16 protein-coding genes and 1 pseudogene are annotated in these 23,626 nt (G+C 55.8%); 5 read left to right on the top strand and 12 right to left on the bottom strand.

From position 1 onward, the window contains the following. Positions 1 to 151: 151 nt before the first annotated feature. The 3 genes from CHB65_RS13020 to CHB65_RS13005 all read right to left on the bottom strand — a co-directional run bounded on the left by CHB65_RS13020 (position 152) and on the right by CHB65_RS13005 (position 5,061). The gene (locus tag CHB65_RS13020) at positions 152 to 1,510 is read right to left on the bottom strand and encodes a hypothetical protein (RefSeq protein ID WP_089385510.1); all 1,359 of its coding nucleotides are present in this window, start codon (positions 1,508 to 1,510) and stop codon (positions 152 to 154) included. Then, positions 1,500 to 3,395 carry a MoxR family ATPase gene (locus CHB65_RS13015; RefSeq protein ID WP_089385509.1) on the bottom strand — a complete coding sequence of 632 codons (1,896 nt, stop codon included), beginning with the start codon at positions 3,393 to 3,395 and terminating at the stop codon, positions 1,500 to 1,502. Before CHB65_RS13015 ends, CHB65_RS13020 begins: the two co-directional genes overlap by 11 nt. 424 nt (positions 3,396 to 3,819) lie before the next feature. Then, the gene (locus CHB65_RS13005) at positions 3,820 to 5,061 is read right to left on the bottom strand and encodes a HEAT repeat domain-containing protein (protein ID WP_179213663.1); all 1,242 of its coding nucleotides are present in this window, start codon (positions 5,059 to 5,061) and stop codon (positions 3,820 to 3,822) included. Positions 5,062 to 5,200: 139 nt separating this feature from the next. Between CHB65_RS13005 and CHB65_RS13000 the strand changes: the two genes are divergently transcribed. Next, positions 5,201 to 6,538, top strand: a complete 1,338-nt coding sequence (locus CHB65_RS13000; protein ID WP_089385507.1) for a HEAT repeat domain-containing protein — start codon at positions 5,201 to 5,203, stop codon at positions 6,536 to 6,538. A gap of 28 nt (positions 6,539 to 6,566) precedes the next feature. Here CHB65_RS13000 and CHB65_RS12995 read toward each other — a convergent pair whose 3' ends face one another. Beyond that, the gene (locus CHB65_RS12995; protein WP_089385506.1) at positions 6,567 to 6,995 is read right to left on the bottom strand and encodes an HD domain-containing protein; all 429 of its coding nucleotides are present in this window, start codon (positions 6,993 to 6,995) and stop codon (positions 6,567 to 6,569) included. Between the two features lie 186 nt (positions 6,996 to 7,181). On the opposite strand from CHB65_RS12995, the gene CHB65_RS12990 reads away from it, so the two are divergent. Then, positions 7,182 to 7,739 carry a DUF7342 family protein gene (locus CHB65_RS12990; RefSeq protein WP_089385505.1) on the top strand — a complete coding sequence of 186 codons (558 nt, stop codon included), beginning with the start codon at positions 7,182 to 7,184 and terminating at the stop codon, positions 7,737 to 7,739. A gap of 90 nt (positions 7,740 to 7,829) precedes the next feature. On the opposite strand, the gene CHB65_RS17485 is transcribed toward CHB65_RS12990, so the two are convergent. From CHB65_RS17485 to CHB65_RS12975, 3 genes are all read right to left on the bottom strand, one after another. After that, positions 7,830 to 8,219 carry a hypothetical protein gene (locus CHB65_RS17485; RefSeq protein ID WP_179213662.1) on the bottom strand — a complete coding sequence of 130 codons (390 nt, stop codon included), beginning with the start codon at positions 8,217 to 8,219 and terminating at the stop codon, positions 7,830 to 7,832. A gap of 205 nt (positions 8,220 to 8,424) precedes the next feature. Beyond that, positions 8,425 to 9,459 (bottom strand): hypothetical protein, encoded by a 1,035-nt coding sequence (locus CHB65_RS12980; RefSeq protein ID WP_089385503.1) that lies wholly within the window; start codon positions 9,457 to 9,459, stop codon positions 8,425 to 8,427. Beyond that, positions 9,459 to 9,932: a hypothetical protein gene (locus tag CHB65_RS12975; protein ID WP_089385502.1), complete on the bottom strand. Its 474-nt coding sequence runs from the start codon at positions 9,930 to 9,932 to the stop codon at positions 9,459 to 9,461. The genes CHB65_RS12980 and CHB65_RS12975 overlap by 1 nt, the downstream gene beginning before the upstream one ends. Positions 9,933 to 10,029: 97 nt before the next feature. Between CHB65_RS12975 and CHB65_RS12970 the strand changes: the two genes are divergently transcribed. The 3 genes from CHB65_RS12970 to CHB65_RS12960 all read left to right on the top strand — a co-directional run bounded on the left by CHB65_RS12970 (position 10,030) and on the right by CHB65_RS12960 (position 18,203). Next, a complete protein-coding gene (locus tag CHB65_RS12970) occupies positions 10,030 to 13,284 on the top strand; it encodes a PD-(D/E)XK nuclease family protein (RefSeq protein ID WP_089385501.1) in 3,255 nt (1,084 codons plus the stop codon). Beyond that, positions 13,281 to 17,141 carry a UvrD-helicase domain-containing protein gene (locus CHB65_RS12965; protein WP_089385500.1) on the top strand — a complete coding sequence of 1,287 codons (3,861 nt, stop codon included), beginning with the start codon at positions 13,281 to 13,283 and terminating at the stop codon, positions 17,139 to 17,141. Before CHB65_RS12970 ends, CHB65_RS12965 begins: the two co-directional genes overlap by 4 nt. A 153-nt stretch (positions 17,142 to 17,294) precedes the next feature. Then, positions 17,295 to 18,203 carry an ADP-ribosylglycohydrolase family protein gene (locus CHB65_RS12960; RefSeq protein ID WP_089385499.1) on the top strand — a complete coding sequence of 303 codons (909 nt, stop codon included), beginning with the start codon at positions 17,295 to 17,297 and terminating at the stop codon, positions 18,201 to 18,203. Positions 18,204 to 18,641: 438 nt separating this feature from the next. On the opposite strand, the gene CHB65_RS17480 is transcribed toward CHB65_RS12960, so the two are convergent. The 5 genes and pseudogenes from CHB65_RS17480 to CHB65_RS16985 form a co-directional block, all read right to left on the bottom strand. Further along, complete coding sequence (locus tag CHB65_RS17480) at positions 18,642 to 20,408, bottom strand: hypothetical protein (RefSeq protein ID WP_179213661.1); 1,767 nt, start codon at positions 20,406 to 20,408, stop codon at positions 18,642 to 18,644. Positions 20,409 to 20,484: 76 nt separating this feature from the next. Next, positions 20,485 to 20,772 (bottom strand): lipoyl domain-containing protein, encoded by a 288-nt coding sequence (locus CHB65_RS12940; RefSeq protein WP_089385495.1) that lies wholly within the window; start codon positions 20,770 to 20,772, stop codon positions 20,485 to 20,487. Continuing rightward, positions 20,769 to 21,797 (bottom strand): annotated as a pseudogene (locus CHB65_RS17975) (alpha-ketoacid dehydrogenase subunit beta). The gene CHB65_RS12940 and the pseudogene CHB65_RS17975 overlap by 4 nt, the downstream one beginning before the upstream one ends. Then, a complete protein-coding gene (locus CHB65_RS12930) occupies positions 21,790 to 22,809 on the bottom strand; it encodes a thiamine pyrophosphate-dependent enzyme (protein ID WP_089385521.1) in 1,020 nt (339 codons plus the stop codon). Before CHB65_RS12930 ends, CHB65_RS17975 begins: the two are co-directional and overlap by 8 nt. A gap of 166 nt (positions 22,810 to 22,975) precedes the next feature. Beyond that, complete coding sequence (locus CHB65_RS16985; protein ID WP_143420422.1) at positions 22,976 to 23,548, bottom strand: hypothetical protein; 573 nt, start codon at positions 23,546 to 23,548, stop codon at positions 22,976 to 22,978. Positions 23,549 to 23,626 lie beyond the last annotated feature (78 nt).

Below are 23,626 nucleotides of genomic sequence, written 5' to 3'. Positions count from 1 at the left end.
TTATTGGTAGACAGACCAATGCAATAAGATTATTGGTTCAAATACCAATAGAAAGTGTTAGCGATTATTCGAGCAAGCCCCGAAAATTTTCCTCACTGAATACCCCCAGTAACTGGGACTCTTGGATAACGTGCCGATCGAAAAAGTCGTGCTACGATCCAATCGTAGGGGTTGACGTGAGTAGGTTGGTTGCGAATGACCGGAGTACTGCGACATCTGCGGTACGTAGGTCGCCACCGTTCAGGTGGGTGATGTCGTCAGCGATACCGTCTGTGGAATAGCCATTGGTTATGAGAAGACTGGTGATCGGCACGTTTGGGTTGTCGACGATGTAGCCGTCGTAGTGAGCAAACCGGCGGTAGGTAGCTAGCTCTTCGAGACCTTGCCGGAAGGTTTGCGCTCTGGATGAGTACTTGACCTCGCCGATAAGCACCGCAACCAGTTCGTCGTTTGAGGAACTCGTGTCGTAGATCTCGATCACGATGTCAGGCCGCCCCCGGTACAGCACAGGATCTTTCTCGGCACCAGTCAATCCACGGAGCGCATCAGTATAATCGACGAGCGCGTCCTGATAGCGTCTAAACGTCGAGTGCTCCGGCACAATTTCCGGGTTAAGAGTTTCATGGAAGTCGATCGCGCCGTTCTGGTCATGGTAGACTTCGATACGTCGGTCGTCGGTTTCGAGCTGGGCCAGAGCAGTGGTTTCACCAGCGATTGGGTGCAGTTGAACGCCTGTAGTTTCGTCGTTAAGATACCGGAGAATGCGGAAAATACAAAATAGTTCGAAGAGCGTTGGCTCGGATGCAGGTATGATGAGCGTCTCGGTCAGTAGCTTGGTGATGTCTGGATCGAACCGGTCGGCCTGTAGTCGCTGGTATCTGTCGAGCAGTTCGTAAGCGTCCGTGTACAGGTCAAGCCGGGAGCGCCGCGCCGCCGTGAGATCTTGGTCGGTTACGGTGATTTGCTGCCCGGCAGCGATCCGGTTCAAGTGGACGTTGTGCTTGTAGAGCCGGTCAAAGCGGTCGATTTGGTTACCGGTCCAGTACTGGCGACGCCAGTCGTACTTGACACCGCGAAGGTCGGTCGTGACCGTACGGTGGATATGCCAAAGTAGGCGTTTCAGTACCCGATTTTCCGCGATGTCGTACTCGGTATAGGGCGTATCGCAGACGAAGCGACTCCGATCAGCGTAGCCGGTGTCTGCCCACGTTCGTAGCGTCCCGCTCCAGTTGATCGAACCACGGACCTCACCTTGGGTATTGACGTGCTGGCGTTGGTTTTCGGTTTTGATCCGGCGAACGCGTTCCGGGAGCTTGGCGATGAATTCGTGAACGTCCTCGCTTAGGCAGAAATGAATGCGTTTGAGTCTCGCCCAGTCGTCGATGTCGAGGCCTTCGTAATCGAGCGACTCTGCAAGCGCGCGTGTGTTGATCGCGCCGCTTCGAAGGTACGTAGCGAGTTCTTCGGTCGTGGCGTCGACGAGCTCGTCGGCAGTCAGGCTACGCGTCATCGTCGAAACTGATGCCGAAGAAGTCCGCGGCTTTCGTCTGCAACCGCTCCTCGTCCAAATTAAGATCAACTTCTCCGTCTTCAGTATCTATCCCTGTACCAGTGAGCGACCGGATCAGTCGTTTTTGATCCTCGGGGCGCATCCCTTCGAGTTGTGGGTACACGAGTGAGACGATAGCTGACGAGAGCGCATCACGCTGTGTTCCGCCAGCGTGCTCGTAGGAGTCTAGGTATCGCATGATGTCGTAAACGATTGACGGACCGATCACGCGGTATTCGTTGATACGCTGCCACAGAACTGCGATAGTTGGATATGCTCTCTCAAGTACGGGGCGAAGATCTGGGTTATCGACGAGCCACGCAGCCGAATAATTGTCATCAGCATCCGGGTCCAGAAGCGAGGTACGGACTGCGCCGTCGTCGGTCTTCAGTGGCGGGACGCCGACGTGAATGAAATTGAAGCGGCGCATGAACGCATAGGACATCTCGTACAGCGAGGTTTTGTCGTACGTATTCATCGTGGCGATGAGCCGCCACGACGGCGTCACAGGGAATGCGTCCGGGTTCGCAATAATCTCTGAGAGTTTATTTTGGCTTTCTTGTCCGGTCACGGAGAGCAGTTTGACGGTGCGTTCGCGTTCGTATGGAAGTTCCGGCGAGTCACCGGATAGCACCGAGAACAACTGCCCGAACGCTTTGTCGATGTCGGACCGATTGATTTCGTCAATGATGAGCCACTCGTTGACGATACGGTCCTGCCGAAAGCACTTCAGGAACAGCCTTGGTTCAAACAGGAGCTCCTGACCACCATCGCTCGTGGACGGGACGTACCCACCGATCGTGTCGAAAGCGGTCCATTCTGAGGTAGCCGTGGTAAATCGGTACCCGTCTACTTGCTTGTAAGCTGTCGCTTCGTTACAAACCGCTTTGGCGAGCTTGGTTTTCCCGGTTCCTGGCGGCCCGGTGAAGATGATGTGTTTGCCAGAGCGGAGCGATGCTTCGATTTCGCGTCGCAACCGGTCGTTGTCTTCGAAGTAGAGTGTCTCTGGGATCTGTGCTTCAATCTGCGGTGGGGTGAGCTTCTGTTTGAACCGGTCAAGTACCTCTTGAGTAACACCGTCCACTGCAGGCTTTGTTGGCGGCGTATTTTCATTATTGCCAGTAAATTGTTGAGCTCCTGATTTGTCATCTTTATTATCTTCCCTTGGAAAATCCTGTTGGTTCATCCAATTGAAGAAGCTATCTAAGTGACGGAAATCATCTTCAAACGGATACTTCTCTTTTACTGTCCAAAATTTACTAGTGTCTTCAACGTATTGATTTAGCCGACTAGATATTTCGAAATCAAAATATCTTTCCATTGCATTCCGTGATCGCTTGTTGCTTATCGGATATTTTTCTGGGTGGATAAAATATAGAATGGCAGATATAATTCCAGCTTGGATTCCATCTATGTTCAACGAAGCAAATTCATTGATTGCTTTGTCAATTGTTTCCTTGTCATCGGATTCAATTACTTTTTTAAGAAATTCGTAGGATTCCTGCTCATATCCTTCTATTGGCACCGTAAATCTCCCTTTTCCTACGATCCCTGTTCCCGCATCAATACATTGTTTTATTTCACTTTTGGCGTCTTGATCGATCTCAATATTTTCAATCCGCTCTTTCTTTTTTTCTGGAGTCAGTGCGCGGTCATTCTGACACAGATTGTAGACCGTTCGCATCGCATACTCGTCGATCGATCCAGTATCGACAATAGCGCGGACAAGGGTTTGTACAGCCTCGGATGTGTTCCTGACATGTGCTTTGTCTTGCTCCCAGTCTTTTTCGCTAGTGTACTCCTTTACGAGAGCGTTAATGTCGAGCGGTGAGCCAGCCTCGCTCATTACACACATTGAACACGAGGAAGTCATAAATACGTACCTGTAGATCCACGAGGCTATCGTGGCTGAGTTCAATAGAAGAGATAGTGGCGAGGTTTGCTGAGGGTGATCGTGTCCTAGTCGACATCCCGGACGAGACAGATCCAGAACACTAGCAAATATGATAGGGAACATGGAAAGGAAGTTACGGTTCTTAATGATGACGCAGAGGTAGTTACTCCGGACGAACGGGATTCTCAGCTGTATCGTGTCGCGCTTGAAAACGGCGAGATAGTCGACTTCCGTTGGCAGGATCTACGGTCACCGTTCGATGAATCGGTGTAGGCGTGATATAGCCCCTTATTTTGTTGACACAGTATTAAAAACCTACATCGGCTGTCTCTGTCAATAATAACCAGGAGACCGTTGAACCGAATGCGGCCTATAACTAAGAAGTAATTTCCTTGAGTGCCCACTGGGCCATGTCTCTTGTTTCAGGATGTGGGTCGTGTTCAGCAAGTCGTTCAAGGATCTCCGTTGGGACTGTCGGTTGAGCGTTGCCGATCAGGACGCAGGCGTTTTTGCGAACTTCTGGCTGGTCATCAGTTAGCGCGTGTACGATCTGGTCGCTTTGCTGTCGAATTGCGTCAGGATCGGCTTCACCGGATCTGACGAGGGTGATTGAGGCATTTCGGCGAACGTGAGGTTCCTCGTCGGTGAGACACGCAGCGATTGTAGCTGCATGCACGACCACGTGACGCTGATACTCTTGTGCAGTATCACCGAGCAGGCCGACAGCGTTCTTCCGGATTATCGGATTGTCATGGACGAGTAATTCGGCGATCTCATCTACCAGCCCAGCTCCGACGTGTGGGTATGCAGAGACGATTCGTCCCAGAGCTGCTAATGCATTCACTTGACTCTCAGGACTGTCTCCAGTTGCCCCGTCAATGAGTGTATCAAGAACCGGAAACAGCGCATCAGGATGAGTTTTTGAGAGAGATGAAAAATAGTACATGATCCACTGCTGTGTGTCCTCTTCGGCTGTAGTATACGAACTCGCCACGAGCGGCAGTGCCTCAAGCGCTTCTTCTGGTTCAGCAGTCGCCAGCATCGCTAGATACTTGATGGCTAGCGAAGACCACGGGGGTTCGTTTACGAGCTCGGCGATCTGCTGTATTTCGCTGGCGGCCGTCTCAGAGTCAGCATCGATCGATGCTCCCTGTATGATCAGGTTTCGAAGCCTCTCTCGATCCGTCTCAGAGTGTTCCGAACCGATTTCGACAACTGGGATATCATTGGGAAGCGTCTCATCCCGGTGGTCCACTGGTGATAAGTCTGGATCGGTATTCTGGTTTGCATCCGCTGGTCGGTCGTCCGAAGTGATTCGCGGACGAGATTCGCGGGGTTCCATCAACCCATGTCGGACGTAAAATTCGTTGAGTGTGTCACAGTCGTAGTGATCCAGGAACGTTATCCAGCCGCCGAATCGGTACCGTCGCCAACACTTGTGGCCATCAATGAACACGGGGTTTTCCCCATCGTCAGGCGGTTCCACGGATGTTGACTCGTCCATCTCTGCTTGTGTGTCCGGGGGATACCCTGTCCAGGGCGTCTCCCCATCTGCATTCACCGCCCGCTGATCGCACTCCTCACAAACCTCTACAGGAAACTCACCACGTGGTCTCATCGGGCCGTCACGGCAGAGCGGACAGGGCATAACACTACTTGTGTCGTTACAGTAATACATCTTATCCGGCATTCACTATGGAACGGATACGGGAAATTTTGTGAGAAGGAATAAATTCAGACGAATTGAAAGGTAGGGCATGAGCGATGAAGATGATGACGAGGATGATGGTGAAAGAACACTCGAAGATGCGCTCGAACACATGCGGGAAAATGCTGGGAAGGCACCTTCGGATGCTCCAGAAGAAAATAACGAATCTCGTTCCACACTTGATCGTGTCCGTGACGCAAAACGAGCGGCATCACCTGACACGGGGTATCGTCTCGCCGAATGGGATATGCTCAAACCACCGGCAGAGCGGATCGGGCAAACGAGTCGATGGTGGCTGAGACTCTCCGACGTGTCTATTCCACCAAGTTCCGAATTCACCGACTGGTCGGTGTTCGATCGGTATACGAACGACTACGTGAGCCGAGATTTTCAAAATCTCCCGGAAGAACCAGATCCAGAAAGCGTCTCGGAAGCGGTTTCGACGATTGAAGACGGCGACACCAAGGATGTGAGGATCGAGTTAGTCCGTATCAGGCGGATCGCCGAGCAGTCTCCTGGCGCTTGCGAACCAGCCATCCCCACCCTCGTCAACATACTGCCGTCAGCTGACATTGCAGTGCAGGCGGAAATCCTCGGGATCTTTCAAGAACTCGCCGACGAAGAACCGGAACTCGTTAGCCCGGTGATTGACTCGCTGGGTGGGTTTCTCACCGCAGAGATCGATGATCGGCTCCGTAAAGACGCTATCACGATACTCAACACTATCGCTGAGAACGACTCATCTGTCGTTACTGATGTGGTTCCGAAACTTGAGGTGTTACTGAAAGATAAGACGAACGAAACCGGAGCGATACTGCGGCTACTGTCACGAGTCGCCAAAGCCCACCCGGAAGCTATCCTTCCCATTGTTCCGACCTTAATCGACCAGGTAACAGACGTGTCTCGTGATCATCGTGTCGGTGCACTCGCGGTACTGGGACACGTTTCGAAAGCATACCCGAACGTAGCTACAGAAGTCATCCCGACGGCCCACGAGTTACTCTCGGCAGACAACGACAGACTTCGAGCAAACGCAGCCGGGTTGCTTGCGGATCTAGCCGGTGAATATCCTGAACACGTACAACCGGCCGTTCCTGATGCGATCGAGTTGCTCAGTGACGAGGACGACTACGCGCGGTATAATGCCACGTCCATCCTCGCTCGAGTTGCGAACGAGAACCCGGAACCAGTTGAGCCTGCGACCGCGGCACTCATCGATGCCCTCAACGTGGACCGTCCGGAAGCACGCGAGAATGCTTGCTGGGCTCTCGGGTATCTCAGAGCAACGACGGCCGAGCAAGCGCTTACCTCACTTGCTGAGTCCGACCCGAATGAACGAGTTCGTCACGTCGCATCACAGGCGCTTGACGAAATCAGAGGATCGTGAACCCATCCGTGCTGGATCCTGAGCAGTATCACTCCTTAGCGGATTCAAGCCGCTGTAATGCTCTGTGGTATCTGATTTGACGCTCAGCAGTCTCTTGAGTAACGTCTGAAAGCCGTGTGAGGTCCATGTTATCTTTGATGTCTGCCTCTTTGACTCGGCGAGCGATCTCATTCTGTGCGCATCGTGAAATAAACTCCTCAATGTACGCCTCACCCTCACGTTTCGTCAGCGCATCGACAGCGTCACGCACATCTGGCCCGAATTCATCCTCGATGTCTTCGAGTTCGTACTCGGAATCCTCAACTACGTCATGAAGGACCGCGACGATCCGCTCCGTCTCGGAGTCCATCTGTTCCATGAGGCGAAGTGGATGTCGGATATAGGTCGCACCCGCTTTGTCGGTATCTCCGGTATGCGCAGTCAACGCGATGTCAATTGCACGCTCCAGATCGTTCATACCGGAATATAGACACACAGTAGCATAATTGATGTCGTGCATATTGGATGCCAATCGTCGAAACGCAGTGTCATGATCCAGTTTCGAGAACAGTCACACTGAATCTGTGTCATCTAACTGCAACCAGTTCTCGTATATGTGTGATGCATACAAAAATATAATAGAGTATAGCAGGTACTCTCGTGTATGACTGACTCTGGTCTCGGCTCGTGGAGTGATGATCTCTCGGCTCGGGAGCGTGTCAGAGAGATCGCCACGACGCTCACTGAACCTCGTTCCGTTGAGTGGGTTCGGAAAGAGGCGCAGATCTCGTCGTGGCAAACCGCGAAAGATGAGTTGGAGATGCTCGTCGAATTCGGGCAAGTGCAGGCCGTTGAAGGCGACGACGGGAACACAAAGTACGCACCGAACTACCAAATTCGGTACTTCACTGAAGTAGCCGAGTTAATCAATACCCACACGCGTGAGGAACTTCGTGCAGAAATCGCATCCATCCAAGAGCTGATCGACGAGTGGAAGGACGACTTCGCCGTTGAATCACGAGACGAATTAGAAGAAACACTCACCGATGATGGCCTCAACAGCGAAGCGATCCGAGAACGCAACCGTGTGCTGCGGAAGTGGGAACGGTACGAGGACAACAAACGCCTGCTCAAACACGCGCTAGAGCTCTACGATGACGCCCGCGAACTCTCCCCCGGACAGGATAATCCACCGGATTCCTCGGTCTCACTTTCCCAGTAACCCTGCCTGATGATTTTTCTCGCCAATCGCGCCAATCTCAATAAACGAACGCTACTCACCCGCATCCACAACCGGTTACAGACACAAGCATCAAAAGCAGCGTCTCCCGTTGAGCGCGTCTGGTATCACACGTCTACAGGGAACAAAACCGGTGTTCGAGCGACACTGACACCGGAGACATTTCTCGATACGTCCTATCCAGTCGCTGAAGCGGAGCTGCACGTCTCCTTCGATTTCCCACAAACCCACGCGTACAATTTTTACAGGATCCAGTGGGTCGAACCTGAACGGAACCTCATGGTCGGGTGGCATCAAGACGAGACGCATATGGATCTCGGTGAATGCCACTTCCAGATCGACCACCACGGAGAAACAGTCCAGCGAGAGCCAGCAGAATTTCTCGACACACACCCATTGAACGTATTCGATCAACGAATCGATAATCTCGTGGACGTCCTCAATTCCCTCACGTGGGAACATACGGCCCCACGAGTCCAAAAACAAGCTATACGCTGATCGAGAAGCGTATCACAAATCCCGCGGAGCGACGCTATTTCAACTCTTCGTAGTTAAGAGCAGTAGTGTGCTGCACACAGCCCAAATATAGCAAGATCTTCGCCCACATCTTCATCCATAGTCTCGCTCAGTACGAATACCCTACTTACGAATACTAAGCGTCTATCAGTCAATGGGTGAGTTCGTCGTACGATTCGACGATTGAGAGATCAGCTTCGATTTTCGGGGTGAGTTTCGGACTGCGGACGTCGAGTTTGACGCGCTCGTGTTGCCAATCAAGTTCGTCTTTGCCCCGCCACACGCCGTGGATGGTGATGCTCGGGACGTCGATCACGCCGAACACGACCGCCAAGTGGTACAAGAGGAGTTCCAGTTCTCGCCATGAGGCGGTCGCCGTGTGTGGGAATGCGCTGGGGAACTCGACGTGCTGACCGAGCATGCGGTGGGCTCGGGCGCGCTCAACGAAGTTCCGGTCGTTGCTGAACAGGATGATTTCGCTTCGCTGATTTTGATCGTAGTCGTCGTACGCGTCGATGATCGCTTCATCGCCCTCCTCGCTTTGGACTTCGACGGCTTGTTCGATATCACGGATTCGGCGGTAGGTGAGCAGTCCGAGCCGACCGATTCGGGCGGAGCCGAGCGGTTGGTTCCAGTACTCCTCGAATGGCTGCCCGAACGCGTCGGTGAACGGGTCGGTATTGTGGCATTTGTAGTCCCAGTCGAGTTCATCGCGGACACCGGTTGCGAGGACGAATCCGTTGACGTAGCCGAGTCCTGAGTCGGGGTCGTGCAGCCCGAGAACGCGGTCAACACGCCACGGCATGAGGTTCGTGTCGAACCCGGCGAAGACGGGGGCATGACCGGCCATTAAGTCCGGATCACCGTATCGATCGAGGAACGCTTTGATTTCGTTGCGATTGGCGAAATCAAGGATCCCACTGGCGATGACCGCGTTCCGGAACGCCGACACTTCCGGTACATCGCTTGCAACGGTGTCTCCATGCGCAAGCGCGAGTTGTTGCCGGTCCGCGGCGTACTCATCCATGTCTGTGACAAACTTGACCGTACAGTCGTCGTACGCGTCAAGCGTGACACGCAGAAGCGCACCGATCTCGTCGGATGGGTGGGAGATCGTGAATGTCTCCTCGCCGCGGTCGTACAGTCGGTTCAGCAAGACTGTGAGGTGATCGCGTCTGATCCGCATCAGATTACCTCCGTAAAGTCGATCAGTTCAACGGCGGTCCGCGGAATCGTCGGGTAACAGTCCCCGAAGTACTCCTCGGTTTCCACGTGCGAGTAGTAGATGTGCTCAACGTCGTGTTTCACGCCGGCTTGGAAGCTGATCACCGACCAGAATCGGCGGCCGGGTGAGATATCGACGGCGATCGTGGCATCGGCTTCCTGGCCTGCCTCTAGCGCTGATGTGAGGTACGTGATGATCCGGTTGAAGTCGGTTTCTTCGTCGATCGTTTCGACCGTGATGTCCGGCTCGTCGCCGCCGTGGGCGGTGACGATCGTTTTCATTAGCGATGTGGCGCTGCGGGTAACGTCGTCAATAACGGGGTTGTTGAGGATGTAGATGTGCGTCGGGAGATACTCCTTGTGACAGGCCGCTGCTAGCGGGTTCACGATCGGCGCGATACTCGTTGACCCGTTTGTTATCCAGACCCGATCCATGTCCCGTCACTCACGACCTGTTCGTATCAATCTATCGTACACTTTACGCGCTGTGAGCGGCGCAAGTTTCAATTGACTGTTGCGTGTGAGTGACGTAATGACAGCATGCCGGTTGTTTTCTCAGAGGACTCCTTCCAGTAGCCGGTCGGCGGCGTTAAACTGGGCAGCGACCCGTTCCACAGGCTCGCCGCGATCGGTACTCTATCTCGAACCATCGGCCTCCGACGACGACGCAGTTGCCGACCAATGGGAATCGTTTGGGACACCGATCGAACTCCACCGTGAACGGTTTGGAACACTCGTTGACACCCTGTACGAAGCGGATACGTACGCGGGACCGGCGACACACGTTACAGACACGGAACGACGATGGATCGTAGAGGAGGCGCTCACCCGCATTGATGACCCCGATAATCCGTTATATAGCGAAGATGCGCCGTCTGTTGGGCTGATTACGCAGGCGGAAACCCTGTTAACGCTGCTTGAGTTCGCTGATGTGATTACGAGCGACGAGGTGGCACGCCGTCTTGAGAGTGTGGGACTTCCGGGGCTCGCGCGAACGCTTTCACGGTTCGTTGCGCTCGTCCATGACGCTCGTGCCGACGGATTTACAGAGGAGAAATCGTTTCGTAGTGAACGGTTCAGGCACGTGCGTGATGGTGGACAACCGCTCTTTGACTCGGTGCTGTCGGCAACTGATGTCGTGATCATCGGGCCGTTCCGAACGCTCTCACCTTTAGAACGGGATGTGATCGGTGTGCTTTCGGAAACCTTCGACACCGGGGTGGCCCTGACGCGTGTTACGGAGCGTTCCGAAGTTAGTGGTGCAGACGAAGCCATCCGACGGCTCAAAACGTGGTATGACGAACTCGGCTTCACACCTCACGAAACGAGTCACCAACCTGCGTGTTCCGCGAGAGAGCGTGCAGCAGCCACACTCTATCGACACACCGAGGATCTGAGTGATACCATCGAGCTCGATACCACGGTTTCGATGACAACGTACCCGTCAGTCGAAGCCGAAGTGCGAGCGATAGCGAAATCCGTCAGATCGCTTATCGGGTCCGGCGTGGACCCGAGCGCAATCGTTGTCGCCCCGTTCGATGAACAAACGTACGCCGATCAGATTGTCAATGCGCTCCGAGACGCCGAGGTACCGGTGTCGGTGACTACCTCACGCTCGTTTTTCACCACACTGACCGGGAACCTGTTCGAGGCAGCGATCAACCTCGGTGTCGAACCGGACCGGCAGGAACCCCTCATCAGACTGATGTCAAACCCACTGGTCGCTCCCGACCAGCCAATCGTCGTTCGTGACATCGTTCACACTGCAGATCTCCTCGAATCCACTCGCGTGTCAACGTTGATTGCACACCTCGACGGGAACGCTGAGGCGTTGATTCACGATGTCGTGAGCGCGTGTGAACGATTCGTGCACGCGACCGATCTCGATACGGAACGACAGGCGCTGTTCGACGCGCTTCACGTACCGGTCACCGACGGGACGCTCACGGACACGGTCACGTTCTCACGGTCCGTCAGGGATCAAGAACGCCAGGCGGTCGAAAAAGCGATCGAGGTGTGTGCATCGCTGACGGAGCGATGGACCACTCATACGCAGGGTACCGATGAAACGTCGGATATCGAGGCGGTTCGGCGTGCCTTCGAACAATTGTCGATCAGTACTTCGACCGGCCGGGACTCGGATAGCGTGCGTGTACGTGTGCCGACCGAAGCAACGGCGACACACGCGGAGTACGTGTTTCTGCCGGGATTGACGACCGAACACACGCCATCGCCGCCGCGGCGATTAGCGTTCGCACGACCACTGAACGAGGCACACCCCGAGTTCGCGGCTGCGGACCCGGTCGCCGGGATGCGGTACGCGTTCGCACAGTTTATTGCCGGTGAGTCCACGCTCTCGATCTCCACTCCCGAGTACGACGCGAACGGTGATCCGTACGTTCTCGCTGATCCGCTGTTGGAACTCGAACGCATAACCGATCTTGAAATAACGAGTGCCGGTGAGGACAGCACACCAGCGACGCGAACGGACATTCACCGGTCGCTCGCTGCGGCGCTGAACACGGATGTACTGACACCTGACGAGATCGCTTCGAACGTCGATACGTACGACGTGAGCGTACCCGGGGCGAACGCGCCGACACGCCTCTCGAAAGGTGTGACGGTCGCTGCCGCACGCGCCGAAGACGACGTCGGCGAACACGATGGTCAGGTAACATCCAGCGTCGTCTCGGCATTGCGTGACAGCGACAGGCCCTATAGTCCCAGCCGGTTGGAAACCTACGCCGACTGCGGATTCAAATACTACCTCAAATATATCCTCAAGATCGAACCGGACGACGAGATTTCGCTGGAACTGAACGCGCTCGCTGCTGGTACGTACGTTCATGACGTTCTCGAACGATTCTACCGTGAGTGGCGAGACCGCGGACACGACGGTGTGACCGACGACACCATCGCGGAGGCACAAGCGGCTCTGTATACGGTTGCCGTCGAGGAACTCGCCGAGCTTGACACGCGCGAGACCGCGTTCCACGACAGATGGACCGCCGCGCTGTTCGATGGACTCAACGTGCCCGATAACCAGTACGGCGACCCAGAGGCCGCACCCGGCGTGTTCAAACGATTCCTCACGGCTGAAATTGGACTTACCGCTCGGGATGCAACGCCAACGTACTTCGAAGCCCATGTCGGACTCGATCCTGATGAACCTGGACCACCAGTGATCGCCGATGACCCCATACCGGTACCGGGAACGGACGTCCGGCTTCGCGGGAAGATCGACCGACTTGACGTAACCCCGACTGGCGGAATCGTCGGGATGGATTACAAAACCGGGAGCACGCCGAGTGAGCGCGACACGATTGACGGCCACGCGTTTCAACTCCCTGCCTATCTATTAATGGCCGAGACCGCCCTCGATGGGGACCCCGTCGGCGCGTCATACTATCAGGTGAAACCAACCAGTTCGATCTCACCACACGCCGGAACGATCGGGAGCGAGGCTGACGCCGCACACGTGTATTGGGGAGCGGACGATCCCGTCCCACTGCGACGGTCTCGGACGTTAACATTCGGCACGCGCGACGAATTCATCGATTTCCTTCACGGGACGGTTCCGAACCGGATCGACCGCATCGCCACCGCGATCGACGCCGGCTCGTTCCACCCGACCGTGCTTGATCCGGGAACCGCCGGCTGTGAGTGGTGTCCATACCGGGACGCGTGTGATGTTCGACATCATCGACGACACACCATTCACCGAAAACTCACGGACGCGAACATCCCACAGTACGCCCCGGGACTCGATACGGAGGATCACCAATGACCGATGATACATCCAGCGACGATGCGGAACTCACGCTCACTCGTGCACAACAACACGCAGCCCGCACCATCGACCGGAACGTCACCATCGAAGCCGGGGCTGGAACGGGAAAAACGACCACTCTCACGGAACGATACCTCACCATTCTCCGCGCTCATATCGACGGCCCAGATAGCCTCACCGCCGGTGACGAGGAACCACCGTACCACGTTCCGTCCGATCTCACCCGAATTACCGACCCTGAAGCCGCGCGACGGCTCCCGGAACGCATCGTCGTCACAACTTTCACTGACCGCGCGGCGGAGGACCTGAAACGATCGATCCGTGAGAAGATCCGCGATCGCCTCGCTGACATCACCGATCCGGATCGGTGGGCACTCTGGCGTGCGGCGGCCGACGGCGTCGAAGCCGGATACATACACACCACACACGGCTTCTGCAGCCGGATACTCGAAGAGTACGCCATCACGCATCCCGCGGTTGACCCCGACTTTGAGGTGCTGGAAGGCACCGATGCCGCGCAACTCCGATCCACTGTTGCCACCGAACTCGTTGAGGCTGAACCGCCAGGGACGCGGGAGCTCGCATCCCTGTTCACCCGATCAAAGCTCATCAATGTGCTCACCGGGTTGCTCGCCGAGTACGACATGACGCAAGCCTGGATCGAAGACATTCGAGAATTGGAAGATCCGGACGCGTATGAAGCACACCTTGTCGAGTTGCATCCACTGGATACCGATCCACAGCGATTGCTCAAATCCGTCATCGATGACCTGGTAATCCTCTGTGAGTTCTATGCGAACGACAAGGTAGCCGACCAGCTTGGCGCGAACCCGATGAAATACGTTGGAAACGACCTGCTGGCACTACAAGATGAACTGGCCGGGACGGATCTGGATGCCGCATCACCGGTCGAACACCTGTCGCTCTGTCTCCGAGTCTGTGATGTGTTCACGAACGGCGATGGCGATCGATACGGTGACGGCGCGTACTACGGGAACAAGTCGTTCCGTGAGAGCGATGGATCGACTGCAACACAGTTCCGTGCCGCGATGGATACCGTTCTCGACGCGCTTCAACCCGAGGCGCAGCCTACTGACACTTCGCTCGACCCTGACCGTGACGCTCACCAACTCTTGCTCTCTCTCGCAGACGTGAGCGAAGCCGTCCTTGACGCGTACGACGATCGGAAACAGCAGCGCGGCGTCCTCGATTACAACGACCTGATCGGTCACACGCTTACGTTCCTTGCTGACACCGATCATCACGCGGTCACCGATCTTCGAGCGAACCTCTGGTACGTCATGATCGACGAGTTTCAGGACACGAACACGCGGCAGTGGGAGCTCGCACAAGCACTCACAAGCGGTGCGGAGTCGTTCGATGCGGACAACGTGTGCGTGGTTGGTGACGTTAAACAGAGCATCTACCGCTTTCGTGACGCCGACGTCACCGTCTTCGACGCAGCCGCCACCGCGATGCACACCGCAAACACCGCCAACGGAACGACCGAGTGTGACCCGGAACTCATGACCAATTTCCGAACGCTTCCCGCGACACTGCGCGCCATCAATGGGCTGTTCGACCGCGTGTTCGCGTACGGCGACACCGAACCGTACGAAGCAGAAAGCGGTCCACTCGCCGCCGGACGCAACACGCCTACTCGACTCACATCGCTCGTCGAATACCTCCCTGTCCCCGTGGAAACCGGGCTTCGAGAGCGATATTTAGGAACCGATCATGACCTCACTGATCTCCCGGAATCAGAACCCGCAGACATCGAAGCCGGAGCACTTGCTGCCCGGATCGCTCGACTCTTGAACAGTGACACGCGTGTCACCGACAAGACGGACGCCAACGCTGACACCCGTCCCATCGAACCCGAAGACATCGCAGTTTTCATTCGATCACGAAGCGATCTGAAAGATTACGAGCGTGGGCTCAGGACGGCAGGAATCCCGTACACCGTGATCAAAGGCGAGGGTTTCTTCGAAACCCCTGAGATCCGCGCGTTCACCGCCCTATTGAACGCACTCACCGATCCGGCTGACGACATCTCACTTTACGCCGCCGCACGATCACCACTCTGTGGACTCACGGATACCCAACTTGCGTCCGCACACGATCCGGACGCATCGCTGTGGATCTCACTGCAAACGAGCGACGATCCCGCGATAGAACGCGTCGTGACCGATCTCGAACGGTGGCGTGAGTACGCTGGAACCGCCGGTACGGCTGGACCCACCGTCAACACGTGGGAGGAACTCGCCGATCGGATACTCGAAGAGACCGGGTATCTCACGGCTATCGCCGCCGACGAACGCGGCACTACGGCGCTCGCTAACATCGACAAACTCCGGCGTAAACTTCGAGAATTCGACCGGAGTGGCGTCCCCAGTCTTGACCGCGTCACCGGTCGATTCACCGCGCAAGCTGCACAAGGCCGAACGGAAGCGGAAGCCAACGACGCGACCGGTTCGACCGGCGTCCGAATCATGACTGTTCACGAAGCGAAAGGGCAAGAATATCCTGTGATCGTCGTTCCCGGGCTTGGCAAAGGCTTCAATGATAAAGCTCGGATCAGCAACGGGAGTATCGAGTTCGAACGCGTTCCTCTCTCAGGGGAACGCCGACCGATCCTCGGCGTCAATGTACCTACGGACGATCGTACCGATTCCGAATCCACGCTGATGCGGTATGTCGCCCGTGATCGCCGCCGCGCAGAGGAGCGCGCTGAAGAGAAACGCATTCTGTACGTCGCAGCCACTCGCGCCGAAGATCACCTCATCCTCACCGGTCGCCACACCGCCGACGAGGAGCATGAAACCGGTATCAAACAACCCACCCCGAATGATCCTTCCTCGTACCGGGACTGGCTTCAACCCGCTCTTTTCGGCACTGACGACGAGGCCGCTGCCGCGTGGTCCGACCTCGAAACTACCGGGTCGTTCACCACAACCCTCGATTACGAGATGGATGGAACCACCGAACACGGCACCGTCACCGTACGTCTCCCGCCGGAGCCTGACCCCTATGATGACGACCCGGACCCACGTCCTGCCGTGACTCGCCGGTCCCCGTACACGTACGAACAACCGTGGGAGTTCAGGCTCTCAGCATCCGATTTGAGCCGCATCCCAGCCGGTGGGGTTGAACTGAGACAACACGACGACACCCGGCAGATAACCGCTGCTGCAACACCCCGTTCCAGCGAGCACGCCAAACTTGAGTCCGCCGACCGTGGAGACGACGACATCCCGGCTGTCATATACGGTGAGGCCGTCCATCGCCTGTGTGAAACCCGGCCACCGGCCGGGAAACGCCGCTTCGTTATCGATCAAGCCATCCGTGAACAACAGGATCGAACGGCTGGACGAACGACCGTCACGTATCCTGACTCGGTGTACGACGCTATCGAAGCCGATGCCGAATCGGCGATCGCCTATCTTGATGAACTCCACGCTGACCCTAGCGTCCAACACACCTTCGACGAGTACTACATCGAGTTCACGCTTGAGACAGGCACGATCAGCGGGTTCATTGATCATCTCATCGTCACCGACGACACCTATCATATCATCGACTACAAGACCGACCGAAAACCCAACATGCAGTCTACTGACGAGTTCCTTGATGAGCGAGCAGCTCACCACCGCCCACAGCTCCACGCGTATGCCGCCGCACTCACACAACAAGACCCAACACGTGACGTTGTCATGACGTTGTATTTCACCGAGATCACCGAACCGTACACGTGGCACTCACCTGATCGGAGCACCACGATAGCCGACTGTGTACACCATCTCGAAACGCTCCTCAGCCAGACACCGATCCAGCCGACGCTACCCGACACGTAGCGGCACGTGACTGCACCCAATCGTGTGCCTGATCTCGCTGCTCGTCACTCTTCCCAGTCAGTTCATAGAAGATGCATCTAGGACCGCAGAGAACCTACCAACTTCATGCCAACAGACGTAGCACATTCTTGTATCGAACCTCATCAATAGACTATGAAATCAGATCAGGCTCGCGGTGTGCTGCTCGGATTGGCGTGTGGGGATGCGCTTGGTCGTCCGGTCGAGTTCAAAAGCGCCGCAGCGATCCGTGCCGAGTATGGCACGCTTGATGAGATGGTCGGCTATGGCACGTGGAATCAGCCTGCCGGAACGATCACGGACGATACGGACCAAGCGTTATGTATCGCACGAAGCGTCGTGGAACAGCACGGATTCGATCCAGCGGATATCGCTGCTCGATTCGTGGGATGGTATGATGGTGGTCCGTTCGATATTGGAGGCATGACGCGGCGGGCCTTGGACCGTCTCAAACATGGTGATGCGTGGGATGAAGCCGGACAGCACGTGTGGGAGGAGAGTCCGGAAGGGCAGAATGCGGGCAACGGGAGCGTGATGCGGTGCCCGCCGCTTGCGATTCCGTACACGACGGAGTGGGATCATCTCGTCAAAGTGAGCCGCGACTCGTCACGGATCACGCACGCTGACCCGCGATGTACGGTTGGCTGTGCCGTGTTGAACCTCACGATAGCTGGCCTGTTAGCACACGCTGATACCCCGTTTCGAGACGCACTCTCGTACGTCGAGCCAGATGCACCCGACGAACTGGTGCAGGCGCTCAAACCCATCGCGCGTGGTGAATCGCCCAAAACGTTGGAGACATCGGGCTACGTGGTGCATTCGCTTCAAACGGCGCTTCATGATGGACTGTTCGCTGAGAGTGCGACGGACGCGATCGTGATGGCGGTGAACAGAGGCGGTGATACGGACACGATCGGCGCGATTACCGGGGCAGTCGCTGGCGCGCGGTTCGGAGCCTCACAACTGCCCGAGCGGTGGCTCGCCGCGATCGACGAAACGAATGAAATCGAAGCGGTCGCGGACGAACTCGTTGCGTTGGGGTAACTGGTTCGCCGTGTCTTCCTGCTGTGTCCCGGTGTGTCTGACCATAGTCTGGGATGTGCAGTAGTGGTGACTGTCCGGAAACCCGGAAGTCCCCGCAGTCTACTTATTACATCGTTCGGTCTTTCAGATTCGTATGACAGTCACCGTGGAGCATCACTCCGATTCTACCGATGCTTGAATCCGGGATTCAACTGGTCGATCACACCCTGTTATCGGCCGGTAATGCCTGCTGGATCGGTACCGGAGACCGCGCGCAATCCGAATCTGGAACGAAACCAGACATCAACACCAGATCGTGGCCTACGAACGCTCGCTATCACCGACCTCCCACTAGGAGTACCTGAAAGCTCGGTGACCGCGATCGACGTTGACGGAGAGCACATCACTGGTTATCCCCTGCATGTTCTCGGAGTCCTGTCACCAGTGGTGCAGAACGATTCACCAAGATACTGAGAACGTTTCACGTTCTTCATCAACGACGACGGTATCGATCGGTTCACCGTCGATAGTTACCTCGACTTCAATCGACTCTTTGACGGCCCAACTTGTCATCTCCAGTTCCAAAGGCCCATCAGTGGGCTCTTCAGTAACAAGGTACATCGAGGTTGCCGCCTCTTCGGTCCCGAACCATCGGAACGTCGTGTCGGTCGCGTCCACCTCTGGATTGTGCGCTCCGTACTCAATGACGAGTTGCTCGTCGTCATCGAGTCCGTATGAACGCTCAGAGTCCCCAGTGTGTACGGTGAGGTCAGATAGTGCCACAGCCAAGTCTCGGGCGTCTTCCTCGGGAATATCCGGATTCACTTCGGACTCGCTGATAACCGTGTCAAACTCAAGTGTCACGTGGATCATATCCGCTCCGCCGATGAACGAGACGTACTGCTCCATGATGGACGCGAAGGACAGCTCAAACTCCTCAGGGTTCGATAGCAGTTCCTCGAAGAGATACCAACGAGTTCCGGGCTCACCGGTCGGATCGATGAGGTACCAACCGATCACATCCTCACGATCCGGTCGGTCTCCGAAGGCATCCTCCAACTCGCTTTCGGAGGCGTAGGTGTCAATCCGACCGTCAATCACGACCTCGTTATCGAACAACGTCCAATACAACAGGAGTGGACAACCCCACTCTAACGCCGGTGGAACGACCCGAAACGCCTGCATCACGTCGAGATAGTCATCCCGGACCTCTGGCTGTCCAAATTCGCTCAGTATAACGGGCCGAACGTCATCGCCCATGACCGAGCGAAGATACGGATTCGGGTCTGGAGCGTACGCTTCGATGTAATCGAGCGTCTCAAAAACACGTTCACGAACCGCGTCACGATCACGGAGAACGTGGCCTGCTTCGTGGTCTATCTGACCATGTGATGAGAAGCCGATCAGGTCAACATCGAGTTCAGGTACGACCGTGTTTATTGCCCACTCCTCCCCATCGTCCAATGCGGGAAAGACGTCCACGATCTCACAGGCCCCAAGGACGGCCACGTCACTCTCAATCGACTCCCGGGCGTTGATGATACCACGCTGTCTGGCGTTCAGCCACGTGATCGTATCCTCAACCACCGTTGGATCCCACGAGCGGGCCCCACCGGTCCCTGCAATAATGTTGTCAAGTTCCCAGTTCATGAATATGAACTCCGACCCAGTTCCATCGTACGTCTCAAGCAGATGGGCGGTCACATCGAAAAACTCGTCTTCCTCCGCAGCTGCATCCTCTTCGGAGATTCCATAAATAAAGTATCCGCCGCTTTGCCTCGTTGACCCTTGATGAGAGTTGGCGGTGAGAACGTACGTGTCGAAATCACGTCTAAACAGTTCATCATAGTACGGATGCTCTGCTGCTTCCCGGAGCGAACGAACTGGCTCCCAATCAGTGGAGAGGTTGTAATAAATATCGGGTTCATGTAACCAACAGGAAATGACCGACACGCCGAGTTCCTCAAGAACTGCTGCACCTTCATTTAATACGTCTGTGTCTGTATCGAATCGATACTTTGGACTGACGTGGTTGGAGCCGACGCGACGCTCAATAGGGCGCTCGGGTATTGGCGTGCCGACAGGTGGATCGATTTCATCATCGTCATCGGTGTGAGTCGGTTCTTCACTGCCAGTTTCGTCATCATCAGTTCCGCTGCAGCCAGCCATCCCACTGACGGTCGCTCCCCCGGCAAGTTGTAAAAGGCGACGACGACGGAGAGACATAATTTGTGATATTCGATGGCCACATATAATTGTGACTCGGCTATGATTGGGGTGTCCAGTAAGATTTTTTACACTGTTATTTCGTAGTGATCCATCCGAGGGTTGCTCCGATCTCGAACACGTCGTCTTCCGCCACCAAGATTTCATCAAGCGTCCCGTCGACGGGTGCTTCAATGTCAATACCTACCTTCTCGACCTGTATTTCACAGAGCGTCTCACCGGCCTCAACGGAGCGGCCTGCACGAACGAACCAATCGACGACGATCCCTTCTGTCTCATCGATATCCGCTTCCCATTCGCCAGTCGCACGGATGGCGACCCGCATCCCGGACCCACCGTCTGGAACGAGTTTTCGCGGGTTCATTCGTCAGCTATGACGCTCCGGACGTGCGCTTCGATGTCATCGCTATCGGGAATCACTTCGTTTTCCATCGGACGGGCATACGGGATCGGTACATCTGGGACCGCCACCCGCTCAACCGCTTCGAGGGCACCGAGATCGCGGTCAGCGACCCTCGCTATGACCTCACCGGTGACACCGAAGGACTGGTAATCCTCGTCAACAACCACGAGTCGGCCGGTCTTTTGGACTGACTCGACGATCGTCTCTGTGTCCAAGGGAACAAGCGTTCGGAGGTCGATTACCTCTACGTCAATCCCTTCTTTCGAGAGTGACTCAGCTGCTTTGAGGGCACGGTGGACATGGAGTCCCAGCGTAACCACAGTGGCGTCTGCACCTTCGCGTTTCACGTCCGCCGCTCCGAACGGAATCGTGTAATCCGTCTCTGGTACCGGTGTTTTCGGGCCATCGGGTGCGGGCATCCACCCGATCCCCATCAACCGCTTATGGAAGAGATACAGTACCGGGTCGTCATCGCGGATCGCGTTGTGCATCAGGCCTTTGGCGTCGTATGCGGTTGACGGGACGACGATCTTCAAGCCGGGAAGATGCGCGAACGTTCCATACAGGGTCTGTGAGTGTTGGGCGGCGTCGTTGTAGGTCCCCCCGACAGCAGCTGTTAAGACGAGTGGAACGTTCACGGCGCCGCCACTCATGTAGGTGTTTTTTGCGAGTTAATTGTAGATCTGGTCCATTGCGACGCCGAAGAAGTCGACGAACATCAGCTCCGCGATGGGACGCATCCCATCCTGTGCGGCACCGACGGCGGCACCGATGTACGCCGTCTCGCTGATCGGGACGTCCATGATCCGATCACGGCCGAACTCCTCAAGCAGTCCCTGTGTGCTATCGAAAATACCGCCATAATCTGCGACGTCTTCACCCATGTAGAACACGTCGTCGTTTGCGCGCATCTCATGGGCGATCGACTCGACCATCGCCCGGCTCATCGTGAGTTCCCGATCGATGACGTGGTCAGACTCACTCATCGGTGGTCACCTCCGCGAGTTCGAAGTCAGGCTCTTCTGTTGTCACGCCCGAGGGTGGATTGACAAACACGTCTTCGTATGCATCCTCGGGAGCAGGGTGCGGCTGCTCTTTCGCCCACGCAATGGCGTCATCCACCCGCTTTTCAGCCTGACTTCGTAGCTCTGAAAGCGTGTCTTCGTCAACACCGTGACTGAGGAGTCTGGATGTGAGGCGCTCTATTGAGTCACGGGCGAGTGCTGCTTCTTCGTCCTCTTCCGGGCGGTACGTTTGCGGATCCCACATGAAGTGTCCCATTCGACGGTGAACCTGTACCTCAAGAAGCGTTGGACCGTTTCGATCGCGTGCCCGGTGGATCGCATCACCGGCCGCCTCGTAGACGGCGAGTGCGTCGTCATGATCGACACGAACGCCGGGCATATCGAATCCAGCCGCCCTTTCAGAGCCGTCCTCAACGTCAGTGACGCGTTCTTTCGGCATGCTGATCGCCCAGTCGTTGTCCTCGATGACGAACACGGCTGGGAGGTTGTGAACGCTGGCGAAGTTGAGCGACTCGAAGAACGCACCCTGGTCTATCGCGCCTTCGCCAAGGAATGCGACGGCTACTGAATCGGTGTTGCGTTTCTTTGCTGCGAGCGCTGCTCCGACGGCCGGCGGACAGCCCTCGGCAATGATGCCGCTACACGCGAATTTCACGTCGGGATCGAACAGGTGCATGTGTCCACCCTTCCCGCTGCTGAGGCCGGTTGTTCGCCCGAATATCTCGGCGGTCATCCGTTTCAGATCAACGCCTTTTGCGATGGCGACATGGTGTGGTCGGTGAGGTGCTGTAACGGTGTCATCCGGACGGAGATGATGGCAGACACCGACCGCGGCTGCTTCTTGACCGGCTGCGAGATGGAGCTCCCCGGGAATTGGTCCGGCGGAGATGTCGAACGCTGGTTGCTTGCCCTCTAGATATTCCTCTTGAAGGCGCTCTTCGTAGTACCGTGCCGTCACCATATCGGCGTACAGATCCAACATCGTGTCTTGTGATAACATGCCTCTTTATTGTACATGGTTAATCATATTAGTTCATTCGGGTGAAATGTACGGATTCAATTCTCATGGCTCGCTCGATGATACAGAACGTCAAGGAGAGGGCCGACGGCTCTACTCGTAGGTGAACGTCAAAAGACGATTAGGCAGATGATTCGTGCACGGACGCAGGCAGTACTTCTTGGAGGAATTCGTCCCTGGATTGTGGTCGTCGTCCGTGTTCCGCGCGGTGTTCACAAGCCAGAACTACGGATTTATAGAGCTGTCCGGCAATACGCTCGTAGAGTTGCTCGTGTTCTTGTTTATGAGAGCCGGGTGACCCCTCGATCAGTTTTCTCTGCTGGAGAGTATTTGCGAGTTGATTCGAGATCGTCTTACTGACAAACGTCCGGAACGCTTTCGGGCGGAGGTCTGCTGGTGATAGATCTGAGAGATACGTTGATCTGTACAGTTCGTAGAGCGCGTCCTTGAACTCGTTCGTGTCACGAAGTTCTCCTTGCCATCTAAATTCGAGCGTCGATTCGTACCTAATATAGGTGTAGGACCAAGTATCGAGATCAATGAGGCGATTATAGTATTTGGCCCCACGATCCGGCTGATCTTGGCTCTTTTCTCCTTGTTCCCACTGCTCGTCAGAACGTGACGTTCTGGAGTGGTCGTCTTCGCTGGCCGTTTCCACGTTGATCGTTCCGTTGTCGTTTACTGAGTCTGTCATTGTTGAATTGTGTCGTCTGTAGCTCGATGTGTTCAGCGGACTGGATCGGTTTGCTGCCAGTATGATAAAATATTAACT

The sequence above is a fragment of the Halorubrum vacuolatum genome (assembly GCF_900188065.1).
Taxonomy (GTDB): Archaea; Halobacteriota; Halobacteria; order Halobacteriales; family Haloferacaceae; genus Halorubrum; species Halorubrum vacuolatum.
The sequence above is the reverse complement of the archived record's forward strand: the minus strand, read 5'-3'. Positions and strand labels throughout refer to the sequence as shown.

What these genes read in the sequence shown, in the direction of transcription:
- CHB65_RS13020 (WP_089385510.1), bottom strand. Translation starts at nt 1,510, where the DNA reads ATGACGCGTAGCCTGACTGCCGACGAGCTCGTCGACGCCACGACCGAA.
- CHB65_RS13015 (WP_089385509.1), bottom strand. Translation starts at nt 3,395, where the DNA reads ATGAGCGAGGCTGGCTCACCGCTCGACATTAACGCTCTCGTAAAGGAG.
- CHB65_RS13005 (WP_179213663.1), bottom strand. Translation starts at nt 5,061, where the DNA reads ATGAGACCACGTGGTGAGTTTCCTGTAGAGGTTTGTGAGGAGTGCGAT.
- CHB65_RS13000 (WP_089385507.1), top strand. Translation starts at nt 5,201, where the DNA reads ATGAGCGATGAAGATGATGACGAGGATGATGGTGAAAGAACACTCGAA.
- CHB65_RS12995 (WP_089385506.1), bottom strand. Translation starts at nt 6,995, where the DNA reads ATGAACGATCTGGAGCGTGCAATTGACATCGCGTTGACTGCGCATACC.
- CHB65_RS12990 (WP_089385505.1), top strand. Translation starts at nt 7,182, where the DNA reads ATGACTGACTCTGGTCTCGGCTCGTGGAGTGATGATCTCTCGGCTCGG.
- CHB65_RS17485 (WP_179213662.1), bottom strand. Translation starts at nt 8,219, where the DNA reads ATGTTCCCACGTGAGGGAATTGAGGACGTCCACGAGATTATCGATTCG.
- CHB65_RS12980 (WP_089385503.1), bottom strand. Translation starts at nt 9,459, where the DNA reads ATGCGGATCAGACGCGATCACCTCACAGTCTTGCTGAACCGACTGTAC.
- CHB65_RS12975 (WP_089385502.1), bottom strand. Translation starts at nt 9,932, where the DNA reads ATGGATCGGGTCTGGATAACAAACGGGTCAACGAGTATCGCGCCGATC.
- CHB65_RS12970 (WP_089385501.1), top strand. Translation starts at nt 10,030, where the DNA reads ATGACAGCATGCCGGTTGTTTTCTCAGAGGACTCCTTCCAGTAGCCGG.
- CHB65_RS12965 (WP_089385500.1), top strand. Translation starts at nt 13,281, where the DNA reads ATGACCGATGATACATCCAGCGACGATGCGGAACTCACGCTCACTCGT.
- CHB65_RS12960 (WP_089385499.1), top strand. Translation starts at nt 17,295, where the DNA reads ATGAAATCAGATCAGGCTCGCGGTGTGCTGCTCGGATTGGCGTGTGGG.
- CHB65_RS17480 (WP_179213661.1), bottom strand. Translation starts at nt 20,408, where the DNA reads ATGTCTCTCCGTCGTCGTCGCCTTTTACAACTTGCCGGGGGAGCGACC.
- CHB65_RS12940 (WP_089385495.1), bottom strand. Translation starts at nt 20,772, where the DNA reads ATGAACCCGCGAAAACTCGTTCCAGACGGTGGGTCCGGGATGCGGGTC.
- CHB65_RS16985 (WP_143420422.1), bottom strand. Translation starts at nt 23,548, where the DNA reads ATGACAGACTCAGTAAACGACAACGGAACGATCAACGTGGAAACGGCC.